At 67.3% G+C, this 14115-nt stretch carries 9 protein-coding genes; 7 read left to right on the forward strand and 2 right to left on the reverse strand.

Annotated elements, in window-relative coordinates:
• The first annotated feature begins 6 nt into the window (after window positions 1-6).
• From C4N9_RS03455 to C4N9_RS03485, 7 genes are all read left to right on the forward strand, one after another.
• Window positions 7-2553: a GcvT family protein gene (locus C4N9_RS03455; RefSeq protein WP_109531905.1), complete on the forward strand. Its 2547-nt coding sequence runs from the start codon at window positions 7-9 to the stop codon at window positions 2551-2553.
• Between the two features lie 300 nt (window positions 2554-2853).
• Complete coding sequence (locus C4N9_RS03460; RefSeq protein ID WP_109531906.1) at window positions 2854-3936, forward strand: zinc-binding dehydrogenase; 1083 nt, start codon at window positions 2854-2856, stop codon at window positions 3934-3936.
• A 61-nt stretch (window positions 3937-3997) separates the two neighbouring features.
• Window positions 3998-5230: a mandelate racemase/muconate lactonizing enzyme family protein gene (locus C4N9_RS03465; protein WP_109531907.1), complete on the forward strand. Its 1233-nt coding sequence runs from the start codon at window positions 3998-4000 to the stop codon at window positions 5228-5230.
• 221 nt (window positions 5231-5451) lie between these two features.
• Entirely contained in the window at window positions 5452-7092 is a 1641-nt protein-coding gene (locus tag C4N9_RS03470) for an ABC transporter substrate-binding protein (protein ID WP_245902442.1), read from the forward strand.
• Window positions 7093-7245: 153 nt separating this feature from the next.
• Complete coding sequence (locus C4N9_RS03475; RefSeq protein WP_109531908.1) at window positions 7246-8331, forward strand: ABC transporter permease; 1086 nt, start codon at window positions 7246-7248, stop codon at window positions 8329-8331.
• A 12-nt stretch (window positions 8332-8343) separates the two neighbouring features.
• Window positions 8344-9504 carry an ABC transporter permease gene (locus C4N9_RS03480; protein WP_109531909.1) on the forward strand — a complete coding sequence of 387 codons (1161 nt, stop codon included), beginning with the start codon at window positions 8344-8346 and terminating at the stop codon, window positions 9502-9504.
• A gap of 93 nt (window positions 9505-9597) precedes the next feature.
• Window positions 9598-11682 carry a dipeptide ABC transporter ATP-binding protein gene (locus C4N9_RS03485; RefSeq protein WP_109531910.1) on the forward strand — a complete coding sequence of 695 codons (2085 nt, stop codon included), beginning with the start codon at window positions 9598-9600 and terminating at the stop codon, window positions 11680-11682.
• Between the two features lie 247 nt (window positions 11683-11929).
• Here the strand turns inward: C4N9_RS03485 and C4N9_RS03490 are convergent, their stop codons facing one another.
• Both C4N9_RS03490 and C4N9_RS03495 read right to left on the reverse strand, forming a co-directional pair.
• A complete protein-coding gene (locus C4N9_RS03490; protein ID WP_109531911.1) occupies window positions 11930-13105 on the reverse strand; it encodes an aminotransferase in 1176 nt (391 codons plus the stop codon).
• 68 nt (window positions 13106-13173) lie between these two features.
• Entirely contained in the window at window positions 13174-14004 is an 831-nt protein-coding gene (locus tag C4N9_RS03495) for a hypothetical protein (RefSeq protein WP_109531912.1), read from the reverse strand.
• Between the last annotated feature and the right edge of the window lie 111 nt (window positions 14005-14115).

A 14115-nucleotide genomic window follows, 5' to 3' on the forward strand; every position in this document is an offset into this window, starting at 1 on the left:
AACGGGATGACACGAAGCTATCGGGCGGTGGTGATCGGCGGTGGCGTGGTGGGGGCCTCGGTCCTTTACCACCTCGCCAAGGCGGGCTGGACGGATGTGCTGCTGATCGAGCGCTCCGAGCTGACCTCGGGGTCGAGCTGGCACGCGGCGGGGGGCTTTCACACGCTCAACGGCGATCCCAACGTGGCGCGGCTTCAGGCCTATACCGTGTCGCTTTACGAAGAGCTCGAACAGATCAGCGGCCAATCCTGCGGCTTGCACCTGACGGGCGGCGTGATGATGGCCGACAGCCCCGAGCGGATGGACTTCCTGCGCCTGACCCATGCGCGGGGCCGCGCGCTGGGCATGGAGACCGAGCTGATCACGCCCTCCGAGGCCAAGGCCATGTTCCCGCTGATGGATGAGGGCCATTTCGTCGGCGCCCTGTGGGATCCGGTCGAAGGCCATCTCGATCCGTCGGGCACCACCCATGCCTATGCCAAGGCGGCGCGCGTTCTGGGCGCCGAGATCGAGCTGCGCAACCCGGTCGAGGACATCACCCAGACCCCGGATGGCACCTGGACCCTGCACACGAAGAACGGCCCCATCACCTGCGAGCATGTGGTCAATGCCGGCGGCCTCTGGGCGCGCGAGGTCGGGCGGATGGTCGGGCTGGAGTTGCCGGTTCTGGCCATGGAGCATATGTACCTGCTCACCGACACGATGCCCGAAGTCGTGGAATTCAACCAGTCGACGGGGCGCGAGCTGGTCGGCGTCATCGATTTCAAGGGGGAAATCTACACGCGGCAGGAACGCCAGGGCATCCTGCTGGGCACCTACGAGAAAGCCTGCAAGCCCTGGTCGCCGGTCAAGACGCCCTGGGATTTCGGGCACGAATTGCTGGCGCCCGATCTGGACCGCATCGCGCCCTCGCTGGAGGTCGGTTTCCGCCATTTCCCGGCGGTCGAACGCGCGGGCATCAAGCAGGTGATCAACGGCCCCTTCACCTTTGCCCCCGATGGCAACCCGCTGGTCGGGCCGGTGCCGGGGCTGACGAATTTCTGGTCCGCCTGTGCGGTGATGGCGGGCTTTTCGCAGGGGGGCGGCGTGGGTCTCGTGCTGGCCAACTGGATGACCGGGGGCGATCCCGGGCATGATGTCTTCGGCATGGATGTCGCGCGCTTCGGCGAATGGGCGACGCTCCGGTACACCAACGCGAAGGTGCGCGAGAACTACTCGCGCCGCTTCTCGATCCGTTTCCCGAACGAGGAACTGCCCGCCGCGCGCCCGGCCGAGACCACGCCGCTTTATGACCTGATGCTGTCCCAGAACGCGGTGATGGGCGATAGCTGGGGGCTGGAGACGCCCCTGTGGTTCGCCCCCTCGGCAGACGAGGCGCAGGATATCCCCTCTTTCCACCGCTCGAACGATTTCGCCCATGTCGCGCGCGAGGTGAAGACAACCCGCGAAAGCGTCGGCGTGACCGAGATCGCCAACTTCGCCAAATACGCGGTGACGGGCCCCGGCGCCGAGGCGTGGCTCGACCGGCTGATGACCAACACGATGCCGAAGACCGGACGGCTGGTGCTGACGCCGATGCTGAACGAGCGCGGCAAACTGATCGGCGATTTCACGATCGCCAAGGCAGGTGAGGAACGTTTCCTGATCTGGGGCTCGCTCGGTGCCTCGCGCTACCACATGCGCTGGTTCGAAAGCCACCTGCCCGGGGACGGTTCGGTCCGGGTTCATCGCTTTCACATGGATATGGTGGGGCTGTCGGTCTGCGGCCCGAAATCGCGCGACGTGCTGGCGAAACTGGTGGATACGGACGTGTCGAACGCGGCCTTCCGCTTCATGGATTTCCTCGAGATGGACGTGGCCGGCGCGCCTTGCATGGTCAACCGCATCACCTATACCGGCGATCTGGGCTACGAGATCTGGATGAAACCGGCAGCCCAGCGGCGCGTCTACGCTGCAATCAAGGCGGCGGGGGCGGAATTCGGCATCGCAGATTTCGGCATGCGGGCGCTGTTGTCGATGCGACTGGAAAAGAACTTCCCCACATGGTTCGCGGAACTGCGGCCGATCTACGGGCCGTTCGAGAGCGCGATGGACCGCTTCGTCAAACTGCAGAAACCCGATTTCATCGGCCGCGAAGCGGCGATGCGCGAGCGTGACGACGGCCCGAAACTGCGCCGCGTCTCGCTGGTGATCGAGGCAGGCAGCGCGGATGTGATGGGTGACGAGCCGATCTGGGCGCGGGTGGGCGACACCGATCACGGCACGATCGGCGCCCCGCATGGCTACGGCGCTCCGCGCTTCGACGCGGGCGGGCACGCGCTTGCCAAGCCCGACCCGTCGCGCGATGGCGACTGGCGGGTCGTGGGCTGGGTGACATCGGGCGGCTACGCGCATTGGGTCGAGAAATCCATGGCGCAGGGCTACCTGCCGGCGGCTTTGGCCGATCGCGGCGAAGCGGGTCTGTTCGAGGTCGAGATCCTGGGCGAACGCTGCGCGGCCCGGATTGCGCTGGAGCCGCCCTTCGACCCGACGGGCACGAGGATGCGGATGTAGCGGGGGCGGGGCGGCTCGGGCCCCGCAAGGGGGCCGCTCGCCGCCCCGGCGGGAGGCGCTTCGCCCTCCCGCGCCCTCCCGAGGATATTTATGGAACAAAGATGAACAGGGCCGCGCGGCCGCGTCCTTGTTCCGAAAGTATCTTCCGGGGGCGAGAGAACTGGTCTTCGGCCAAGAGGGGGGCAGAGAGCCCCCCTGATGCCTGCAGGGATCCGTGCGGGCGCTGCGCGACGCAAGGGCGGGCTTGCTCCGGACGCGCCGGGTGTGTTCTCTGAGGCGAAACCGGGGGGAGAACGAGTCATGAAAGCTGCAATCTGTCGGGACTTTGGTCAGCCGCTGACGATCGAGGAGGTCGTGCTCAGGGCACCGGGGCCGGGCGAGGTGCAGGTCGGGATCGAGGCCGTGGCGATCTGCCATTCCGATATCGGCTATCTCGACGGGATATGGCACAGCCAGCTTCCTGCGGTCTATGGACACGAGGCCGCCGGGCGGATCACCGCCCTGGGCGAGGGGGTGCAGGGGCTTTGTGTGGGCGATGCGGTCGTGGTGACGATGATCCGCGCCTGCGGGCAATGCCGCGCCTGCCGCCTGGGCAAGCCCTATCTCTGCGCCACGCGCTACAACCGGGCCAACGGCGTGCTCAGCCTGCCCGATGGCAGCGTGGTCGAGCACGGGCTCGATACCGGCGCCTTTGCCGAGGCCTGCGTGGTTCATGCCAGCCAGGTGGCGAAGGTGCCCGACGACCTGCCGATGGAGCTGGGTGCGCTTCTGGCCTGCGGGGTGATCACCGGCACCGGTGCGGTGATCAACACCGCGGGCGTCAGGGCGGGTGAGAACGTGGTGGTGATCGGCGCGGGGGGCGTCGGGCTCAACGCCATTCAGGGCGCGCGGCTGGCCGGGGCGGGCAAGATCATCGCCGTGGATCTCGCCGAGGAAAAGCTGGACGCCGCGAAGGAATTCGGGGCGACGGATGTGTTGCGGGCCGACATGAAGGGGCTGCGCAAGGCCGTCATGGCGCTGACCGAGGGGCAGGGGGCCGAGCATGTGATGGTCGCCGTGGGCGCGGTTGCTGCCTATAACCAGGCGGCCTCGCTGGCCTGCAAGGGGGGGCAGGTGGTCATGGTGGGGATGCCGCCCTCGGGTGCGAAGATGGAGGTCGAGCCGGTCATCGCCGCCGTCACCGCCCAGAGCTATCGCGGCAGTTTCATGGGCGCGACCGTGGTGCAGCGCGACATCCCCTATCTGGTCGAGATGTGGCGGCAGGGGCGGCTGAAGCTGGAAGAGCTGATCACCGCGCGCTACGCCTTTGAGGAGATCAATCAGGCCATCGCCGATGCCCGGCAGGGCCATGTTCGCCGCAACGTGATCGTCATGGCGCGGTAACAGGCCGGAGGGGCAAGATCCGGGCGCGGTATCGGCGGGCATTTCCGTCAGAGAGGGTGCGATGAAACTGCAGGATCTCGAGATCTTCGTCGTGGGCACGCCGCCCCCGGGCTGGGGCGGGCGCTATTGGCTGATCGTCAAGCTGACCGCCGATAACGGCATCAGCGGCTATGGCGAGGTCTACGCGGCCTCGGTCGGTCCCAGGGCAATGGTCGCAGTGATCGAGGATGTCTTCGCGCGCCACATGCAGGGCGAGGCGCCCGCCAATATCGAGACGATGTTCCGCCGGGTCTATTCCTCGGGTTTCACGCAGCGCCCGGACCTGACGGTGATGGGCGCCTTCTCGGGGCTGGAAATCGCCTGCTGGGATCTGTGGGGCAAGGCGCTGGGCCAGCCGGTCCATGCCCTGCTGGGCGGCCGGCTGAACGAACGGCTCAGGGCCTATACCTATCTTTACCCGCTGGACGGGATGGAGGCGCGCGATTTCTGGTCCTCGCCCGAGATGCAGGCCGAATCCGCGCGCGCGGCGGTCGCGCAGGGCTTCACCGCGATCAAGTTCGATCCGGCGGGGCCCTACACGATCCATGGCGGGCATCAGCCGGCGATGTGGGATATCGACCTGAGCGTGCGGATGTGTGCGGCGATCCGCAAGGCGGTGGGCAACAGCGCGGACCTTCTGTTCGGCACGCACGGGCAGTTCACGCCCTCGGGCGCGATCCGGCTGGGACAGGCGCTTGAGCCTTACAGCCCGCTCTGGTTCGAAGAGCCCATCCCGCCCGACAACCTGCTCGACTTCGCCCAGGTGGCGCAGGCGGTGCGCATCCCGCTGGCGACGGGCGAGCGGATGACGACCAAGGCCGAATTCGGCACGCTCTTGCGCTCGGGCGGGGCGTCGATCCTGCAGCCGGCGCTGGGCCGTTCGGGCGGGATCCTGGAGACGAAGAAGATCGCCGCCATGGCCGAGGCGTTCGGCGCGCAGGTGGCACCGCATCTCTATGCCGGACCGGTGGAATGGGCCGCGAATGTCCAGTTGGGCGCGACCCTGCCCAACCTGCTGCTGGTCGAAAGCATCCAGACCGGCGGCGCCTTCCATCGCGCGCTGACGCGCGAGTCGCTGGTGGTCGAGGACGGCTATATCACCGTGCCGACCGCGCCGGGGCTGGGCATCGCGTTCGACGAGGACCTTGCGCGGGCGCAGGCCTATGACGGCGATGCGCTCCACCTGCAGATGCAGGAAGCGCCCTGCGACTACACCGCCGCGAATGCCTTTCAGGGCGGCGCGCCGCGCGACTGAGGCGCGCGGGGCAGCTCGTGCGCCGCCGGCGTCCCGCGCGCGCCCGGCCTGAAACCGCGCCGCCGTCGAGGGAAAATTCGGTTGAAACTCGGGCCCTGTCGCGTTTGGATGGTAGGGTGTCGCTTTTAAGGCGGTGTGACGCGTGACCTTTGGGCCGCATGAGCTAATTCGGACCAGCGACATGACCGCGCAAAGAATCCGAGCCAACAGGGAGTTGAACCATGAAAGATCTTCACGCGAAGCGGGAGGCTGTTCGGCATCCCGTGGCCGAGATGTACGCGCGGGAATGCGCGGCGGGCAAACTCGATCGTCGGGAATTTCTGACCCGCGCGACCGCGCTCGGCGTGGCGGTTCCGGCGGCCTATGGTCTTCTGGGCCTCGCCGCGCCCGAAGCCCATGCCCAGGAGCCGCAGATGGGCGGCACGCTGCGGATGCAGATGGCGATCAAGGCGCAGCGCGACCCGCGCACCTGGGACTGGTCCGAGCTGGCCAATGCCTGCCGCGGCTGGCTTGAATACCTGGTCGACTACCAGCGCGACGGCTCGCTGCAGCCGGTGCTGCTGGAAAGCTGGGAAGCCTCTGACGACGCGACGACCTATACGCTGCATGTCCGTCCCGGCGTGACCTGGAACAACGGCGATCCCTTCACCGCGTCGGATGTCGCCCACAATATCGAGCGCTGGTGCGACGCCTCGGTCGAGGGCAACTCGATGGCCAGCCGCATGGGCTCGCTGATGGAAAACGACGCGATGCGCGAAGGCGCGGTCGAGGTCGTCGATGACCTGACCGTGCGGCTGAACCTGTCGAGCCCCGATATCGCGCTGATCGTGTCTATGGCCGATTACCCGGCCGCGGTCGTGCATCCGTCCTTTACCGGCGACGACCCGGTCGCCAACCCGATCGGCACCGGACCCTACCTGCCGGTCAGCTACGATCCGGGCATCGGCGCCGTGGTCGAGCGCAATCCCGACCACACTTGGTGGAACGAGGGCAACGGCGCCTATCTCGACCGGATCGAATTCATCGACCTGGGCACCGATCCGGCATCGTGGATCGCCGCCGCCGAGGCGGGCGAGATCGACCTGAACTATCAGGCGCAGGGCGATATCATCGACATCTTCGATGCCATCGGCTACCCGCGCTCGGAAGCGGTGACCGCCGCCACCATCGCCGTCCGCTTCAACCAGGACAACGCGCCCTACGACAACAAGGACGTGCGTCTGGCGCTGCAGAAGGCGGTCAACAACGCCATCGTGCTGGAGCTGGGCTACAACGATCTGGGCATTGTCGCCGAGAACCATCATGTCTGCCCGATCCACCCCGAATATGCCGAGCTGCCGCCGATCGAGGCCGACGCCGCGGCGGCGATGGCCCGGCTCGAGGAAGCGGGCCATGCCACGACCGAGTTCGAACTGATCTCGATTGACGAGCCGTGGCAGGCCGAGACCTGCGACGCGGTGGCGGCCCAGATGCGGGATGCGGGCATCAACATCACCCGCACGATCCTTCCGGGTGCGACCTTCTGGAACGACTGGACCAAGTACCCGTTCTCGGCCACCGAGTGGAACATGCGTCCGCTGGGGGTTCAGGTGCTCAACCTCGCCTACCGGACCGGTGGCGCCTGGAACGAGACGGCCTTCTCCAACGAGGAGTTCGACAGCCTGCTCGACGAGGCCAACGGCATCGCCGACGCCGATGCCCGCCGCGAGGTGATGGCGCGGATCGAGACCATCATGCAGGAAGAGGGTGTGCTCATTCAGCCCTATTGGCGCTCGATCTTCCGCAACGCGGCCGAGAACGTTCATGGTGCGGAAATGCACCCGACCTTCGTCGTCGATTACGTGAAGTACTGGAAGAGCTGATCTTCCCTTCGGGCGCGCCGGGTTCCGGCGCGCCCCCCTGTTTCCAGACCCGCATTTCCTGCCCGCAAGGGTTCCCTCCTTCGCCGCCGCGACACCCGGATGCCGCCCTGCCTCCGGCTTCCCTGATAATCGCGGCCCGCCATCGGAGACGCCATGCTGCTTTTCCTCCTGCGGCGCATCGGTCTGATGCTTGTCACCGCGCTCTGCCTGACTTTCGTGGTCTTCGCGCTTACCAACATGCCCGCCAAGCTGGAAACGCTGGCCAAGACGCAGGCCGGCAGCCGCATGTCCGACGCCGAGGTCACGAGCTGGCTGGAACGCAACGGCTATGCCGAGCCGATGCTGGTGCGCTATGGCGAATGGCTGGGCGTGATGCCGGGCTGGGTGCGGGTCGACGCGGATGGCAGCGTCACGGGCCGCTGTGTGGCCCTGCGTGGCACCGACGATGCGGCAGGCGAGCGTTGCGGCTTGCTCCAGGGTGACTGGGGCTTCTCCACCCGGTTCCGCGCCGAGGTCAGCGATGTCATCGCCGCGCGGCTGGGGGCGACGGGGCTTCTGATGATGTGGGTGCTCATCGTCATGGTGCCGATGGCGCTGATCGTGGGGGTGCTCGCGGGGATGCGTGAAGGCTCGCGCACCGACCGCACGCTCTCGACCTTCGCCATCGCCTCGACCGCGACGCCGGAATACGTCTCGGGCGTGCTGTTCATCGCCCTTCTGGCATCGTCCACCGTGGGCATCTCGCCGATCCTCGCCGAATGGGGCTGGATCGACGGGCGCGTGCTGTTTCAGGGCAATGCCCGCTCGGCCATCGAGGATATCACCCTGTCCAACTTCACCCTGCCGGTGCTGACCATCGCGCTCTACGGCATGGGCTATGTCGCGCGCATCACCCGTGCCTCGATGACCGAGGTGATGACCCAGCAATATATCCGCACCGCGCGGCTGAAAGGCGTGGCCTTCTCGAAGATCGTCCTCAGGCACGCGCTCCGGAACGCGCTGATCGCGCCATTCACGGTGATCATGCTGCAGATCCCGTGGCTGTTGAACGGCGTGGTCATCTCGGAAGTGCTGTTTTCCTATCCGGGCTTCGGCTGGACCCTCTACGAGGCCGCCGTGAACAACGATATCGAACTTCTGCTCGCCGCCTCGGTGGTGGCGGTCGTGGTGGTGCTGGTGACGCAGCTGATCTCGGATATCGGCTATGTCTATCTCAATCCCCGCATCCGGATTTCGTAAGGAGAGCCCGCCATGGACCCGCTCAACTGGTTCGAAATCCTCGCCCGCATGGCCCAGCAATTCCTGCCCGTCTGGGTGGCGCTGGTGGTGACCTACGCGCTTTCCATCCGGTTCAAACGCCGTCTGGGCCTCTACGGCAAACTCTTCGATTCCACGGTCGGCATGATCGGCTTCGGGATCGTCCTGTTCTGGCTCTTCACCGCGCTCTTCGCCGATCTCATCGTCACCCATGACGCGCTCTCGCAGGTCAGCGGCATGCGCAACGAGCCGCCGGGCAGCGCGCTGCGCGATCCCCGAGATCTCTATCCCTATTATCTGCTGGGCGGCGACAGCCTCGCGCGGGACGTGTTTTCGCGCATGGTGATGGGCGCGCGCGAGGTGCTGCGCATCGCCCCCTTCGCGGCGATGATCTCGTTCATGATCGGCATCACGCTGGGCCTGCCCGCGGGCTATTTCGGCGGCAAGCTCGATACCGGGCTGACCTTCCTCGCCAACCTGGTGCTGGCCTTCCCCGTCATCTTGCTGTTCTTCCTCCTCGTCGCGCCCGAGATCCAGGAAACCATCATCCCCTCGGTCATGGCAGGCATCTTGTTCCTCGTGCCGATCCTGTTCGTGACCATCCTGCTCAACGCGCGCTTCTTCACCCAGCCCGCCAAACGCAATCTCTATGTGGGCGGGGTGCTGCTTGTGGGCGTCTGGGCCTATGCCGGTCTGGTCTTCGATGCCGACCCGGTTGGCCTCTGGTCGATGTCGCCCAACCTGCTCAACGTCTTCGTCGCCGTGGTCTTCGTCAACGCGCCCACCGTGTTCCGCATCGTGCGCGGCATCACGCTCGACATCAAGTCGCGCGACTACGTCGCCGCCGCGCAGACGCGGGGCGAGGGGCCGTGGTACATCATGCTGTGGGAAATCCTCCCCAATGCGCGCGGACCGCTGATCGTCGATTTCTGCCTGCGCATCGGCTACACCACGATCCTCCTTGGCACGCTCGGCTTCTTCGGGCTGGGCGTCAGCCCCGAAAGTCCCGACTGGGGCTCGACGATCAATGCCGGGCGCCGGCTGCTCACGGTCTACCCGCATCCCGCGCTGGTCCCGGCCATCGCCCTCATGAGCCTCGTTCTGGGCCTCAACCTGCTCGCCGACGGGTTGCGCGAAGAAAGCCTGAAGGATTGAGGCCGCGCGCCCCTTTCACTCTGTTCCAAATACTCCACGGGGGTCCGGGGGTGTGAAACCCCCGGTTCCCGAACCCGCCACAGGAGAGCCCGCATGAGCGACTGGACCCCGAACCAACCGATCCTCGAGATCGAGAACCTGTCGATCAGCTTCTTCACCCGCCTGCGCGAGATCCCGGCGGTGATGGATTTCTCCTGCCGCGTCATGGCGGGCGAGGCGATGGGCCTCGTGGGGGAATCGGGTTGCGGCAAATCCACGGTGGCGCTGGCGGTGATGCGCGATCTGGGCGTCAACGGCCGCATCACCGGCGGGACGATCCGCTTCAAGGGCCGCGACCTGACCAATATGGGCCAGGAGGCGTTGCGCAAGATCCGGGGCTCGGAAATCGCCATGATCTACCAGGAACCGATGGCGTCGCTGAACCCGGCGATGAAGATCGGCGCCCAGCTTGCCGAAGTGCCGATGATCCATCAGAAGATGGCCCGCGCCGAGGCGCTGAAACTCGCCCGGCAGGTCGTGGCCGATGTCCGGCTGCCCGATCCCGACCGCATCCTCGACGCCTATCCGCACCAGCTGTCGGGCGGTCAGCAGCAGCGCATCGTAATCGCCATGGCGCTGATGTCGAAGCCCGCGCTGCTGATCCTCGACGAACCCACCACTGCGCTCGACGTCACGGTCGAGGCGGGGATCGTCGATCTGGTGGGCGAGCTGGCCGAGAAATACGGCACGTCGATGCTGTTCATCTCACACAATCTCGGGCTGGTGATGGAGGTCTGCGACCGCATCACCGTGATGTATTCCGGCGAGGCGGTCGAGACGGGCGACATCAAGGACGTGTTCGACAAGATGCGCCACCCCTATACGCAGGCGCTGTTCCGCTCGATCCCGCTGCCCGGCGCCTCGAAGACCGCGCGCCCGCTGCAAGCCATTCCCGGAAATTTCCCGCTGCCGCATGAACGCCCGCCGGGGTGCAATTTCGGCCCCCGCTGCACCTATTTCGAAGCCGGGCGCTGCGACGCGCGCGAGATCCCGATGGTGCCGGTCGCGGGGGACGAGCGCCATGACAGCCGCTGCCTGCGGATCGACGAGATCGATTGGAGCGCAAGCCGCGCCGCGGAGACCGGCGAAGCCCGCGCGCCGATCGGGGATGTCGTGCTGGAGATGCAGGAGGTGCGGAAATATTACGAGGTCTCGGCCTCGACCCTGTTCCGGGGCGGCGATCCCAAGGTGGTGAAAGCCAACGAGACGCTGAGCTTCGACGCGCGCGAGGGCGAAACGCTGGCCATCGTCGGCGAATCGGGCTGCGGAAAATCGACCTTCGCCAAGGTGCTGATGGGGCTCGAGACGGCGACCGGCGGGCAGATCATGCTGTTCGACGAGAACGTGCAGTCGACACCGATCCAGGCGCGCAACACCGATACCGTGTCATCGCTGCAGATGGTGTTCCAGAACCCGTTCGACACGCTCAACCCGTCGATGAGCGTGGGTCGCCAGATCGTCCGCGCGCTGGAAATCTTCGGCGTCGGGAAGAACGACGCGGAACGCCAGCAGCGGATGCTGGAACTGCTCGACCTGGTCAAGCTGCCGCGCGAATTCGCCACGCGGATGCCGCGCCAGCTGTCGGGCGGCCAGAAACAGCGCGTGGGCATCGCCCGCGCCTTCGCCGGCAATGCCAAGGTGGTGATCGCCGACGAGCCGGTCTCGGCGCTCGATGTGTCGGTGCAGGCGGCGGTGACGGAACTGCTGATGGATATCCAGCGCAAGAACAAGACGACGCTGCTGTTCATCTCGCACGATCTGAGCATCGTGCGCTACCTCTCGGACCGCGTCCTGGTGATGTATCTGGGCCATGTCGTGGAACTGGGTACGACCGAACAGGTCTTCGCGCCGCCCTATCATCCCTATACCGAGGCGCTGCTCTCGGCGGTCCCGATCGCCGATACGAGGATCGAGAAGAAGCGGATCGTGCTGGAAGGCGACATTCCCTCGGCGGTGAACCCGCCGCCCGGCTGCCCGTTCCAGACCCGCTGCCGGTGGAAGTCGCAGGTCCCCGGCAATCTGTGCGAAACCGAGGTGCCGCCGCTGCGTGACGTGGGCGGCGGGCTGCAGCTCAAATGCCACCTGTCGCAGGAGATCCTTGACGGGATGGAGCCGGTTTTCACCTTTGCCGCGGAATAGGCCGGGCCTCGGGGGCATCGAGCCCCCTCGGCCCGGCGGGCTGCCGCCCGCACCCGCCCGGAGGGGACGCAAGCGCCCCCTCCGGACCTCCCCTCTGATCCAAACCCTGACCTCGCGCATGGATGTTTCCGGAACAAGGAGACGGGCAACGGGTGCGTCAACGCCGCGTCGGTGATCCGAAATATCCTCGGGGGTGAAGGGGCCGCAGGCCAAGCGGGGGCAGGACGTCCCCTCATACCGTCCCCGGTCAGAGCGCCGCCCGAAGCCGTTCCATCAACGTGCCGATCTGCCCGACATCGGCATTGGCAAAGGCGATGCGCATTTCCCTGGCGCCCTCGGGGTCGCCGTCGGGCCGGAACATCGTGCCGGGCAGCATGAGGACACCAGCCTTCGCCAGGAGGCGCTTGGCCATCTCGGGCGAGGGCGCGTCATAGGGGTGGCGGGCATAGGCGAAATAGGCGCCGCAGCCCAGAAGCTCCCAGCCGTCGATCTGCCCGAACCCCTCACACATCGCGGCGCGGCGGCGCAGGATCTCGGCGCGTTCCCCGGCGAGCCAGTCTTCGAGGTTCTCCAGCCCCCAGAGCGCGGCCATCTGCCCGGGCCCCGAGACGCAGATCGTCACCGTGTCGAGGAACTTCTCGATTTCGGCCAGCCGCGCGGGCGAGGCGGCGATGGCGCCGACGCGGTGGCCGGTCAGCCGGTAGGCTTTCGAGAAGCTGTAGAGATGGATGAAGCTTTCGTCCCAGTCGGGATCGGTGAACAGCGCGTGTGGCGGGCCATCCTGGGTGTGGAAATCGCGGTACGTCTCGTCGACGATCAGCGCGATCCCGTGCCGGCGGGCGAGATCGGCGAAGGCGGCCAGCAGCGCGGGCGGGTATTCCACGCCGCCGGGATTGTTGGGCGACACGAGCGTGATCGCCCTGGTGCGCGGGGTGATCAGCGCCTCGGCATGGTCCGGATCGGGCAGAAGGTCGGCGCCGGTCGGCAGCGCCACGGCTTCGATCCCGGACATCGACAGCCACATGACATGGTTGAAATACCAGGGCGCGGCCAGGATCACCGCGTCGCCCGGCCCGGCCAGCGTGGCGATGGTGGCGCAGAACGCCTGGTTGCAGCCCGAGGTCAGCGCGACCTGACGGGCGGTGACGGTGCCACCGTACAGCGCCGCGATCCGCGCCGCCAGACGCTCGCGCAGCGGCGCATTGCCCAGCACCGGGCCGTAGAGATGCACCTCGGGATCCTGCTCCATCGCCCGGGCCATGGCCTGCCGCAGGGAGGCGGGCGGCGGGTCCACCGGCGCGGCCTGCGAGAGGTTCATCAGAGACAGCCCCTCGGGCAGCGTGGTTTCGCTCAGCCAGCGCCGGGCTTCCATCACCGGCGGCGCGAAGGTCCGGGCGAAGGCGGGATTGAGGATCAGGGACATGCGTGTCTCGTCTTGGGCGCGGACAGAGTGCCGCAGGGGAGGCCGGGGTGCAAGCGGGCGCAGGCGGGTCAGGCCCGCAAGGCGCGCCAGAGGCCCAGGGCGGTGGCAGCGCCAAGGGCGACGGTCAGAGCCAGCGGCAGAGGCGCCCCCTGCACCATGCCGAAGGTCAGCGCACCAAGGCCGGACGCGCCGAAAACCGCGTGCCCGAGAGCGGCCGGGCGTCCCAGTTCGATCCGGTTGCGGGCCATCCAGCCCATCATGAACAGCGCCAGCATCCCGGCGCCCGCAAGTACGTTGGCGCCCACCCGGTCCGCAAAGGGCCAGAGCGCGGTTCCGATCCCCCAGGGCCAGAGCATCCACAAAGCCGCAAGCAGGCCCGTCAGCGCAGTCATCGCGGCCCAGAGGACCCGCTCGGCGGCTTGCGGTCTGCGCCCCGCGCGCAGGTCTTTCGATTTCAGCATTTCCAGCACCGCCCAGACCGACAGCACCGTCCCGAAGCCGGCCAGAACCCAGGGCACCGGGCGGCTCCAATCGGCGATCTCTCGGTGAAAGAGCCCCATCAGCACCAGCATCGGCGCCAGCCCCGTGGCAACGACGCCCAGCCCGAAGCGGAGGCGCGCGGGCGAGGGGGCTTGCATCACGCTGACCAGCACCGCCGCCGCCGAAAGCCCCATCGCCGCCGCGAGCCGGACAGCCGGTCCGGGCGCGTCCCAGCCAAGGCTCCCTTGCAGCGCCGCCCCCCAGACCAGCGCGCCCACGATCCCCGAGGCCGCGGCCAGCGTCAGCGTGCGGCGGCTGCGGCGGGGATAGGGCGCAAGCGGGGTTGCAAAGAGGCGGGCGAAAAGCGCGGCCAGCGCGAAGGTCAGCGCCAGCGCGCCAAGCAGGAAGAGAAGCGTCACGGGTCCGTTTCCGTCGAGAGGTCGCGCGCACGCTAGTGGGGCGGGCAGGGCGGCGCAAGCCGGTGAACGCCCTTGCGGCCGCCACTTGGGTCCCGATCGTGGCCCGCTCGG

The organism is Pararhodobacter marinus (assembly GCF_003122215.1).
GTDB lineage: Bacteria > Pseudomonadota > Alphaproteobacteria > Rhodobacterales > Rhodobacteraceae > Pararhodobacter > Pararhodobacter marinus.

Bases quoted from the DNA above. Each gene is read 5' to 3' on its own strand.
- C4N9_RS03490 (WP_109531911.1), bottom strand. From the start codon at position 13,105: ATGTCCCTGATCCTCAATCCCGCCTTCGCCCGGACCTTCGCGCCGCCG.
- C4N9_RS03480 (WP_109531909.1), top strand. From the start codon at position 8,344: ATGGACCCGCTCAACTGGTTCGAAATCCTCGCCCGCATGGCCCAGCAA.
- C4N9_RS03460 (WP_109531906.1), top strand. From the start codon at position 2,854: ATGAAAGCTGCAATCTGTCGGGACTTTGGTCAGCCGCTGACGATCGAG.
- C4N9_RS03485 (WP_109531910.1), top strand. From the start codon at position 9,598: ATGAGCGACTGGACCCCGAACCAACCGATCCTCGAGATCGAGAACCTG.
- C4N9_RS03465 (WP_109531907.1), top strand. From the start codon at position 3,998: ATGAAACTGCAGGATCTCGAGATCTTCGTCGTGGGCACGCCGCCCCCG.
- C4N9_RS03475 (WP_109531908.1), top strand. From the start codon at position 7,246: ATGCTGCTTTTCCTCCTGCGGCGCATCGGTCTGATGCTTGTCACCGCG.
- C4N9_RS03455 (WP_109531905.1), top strand. From the start codon at position 7: ATGACACGAAGCTATCGGGCGGTGGTGATCGGCGGTGGCGTGGTGGGG.
- C4N9_RS03470 (WP_245902442.1), top strand. From the start codon at position 5,452: ATGAAAGATCTTCACGCGAAGCGGGAGGCTGTTCGGCATCCCGTGGCC.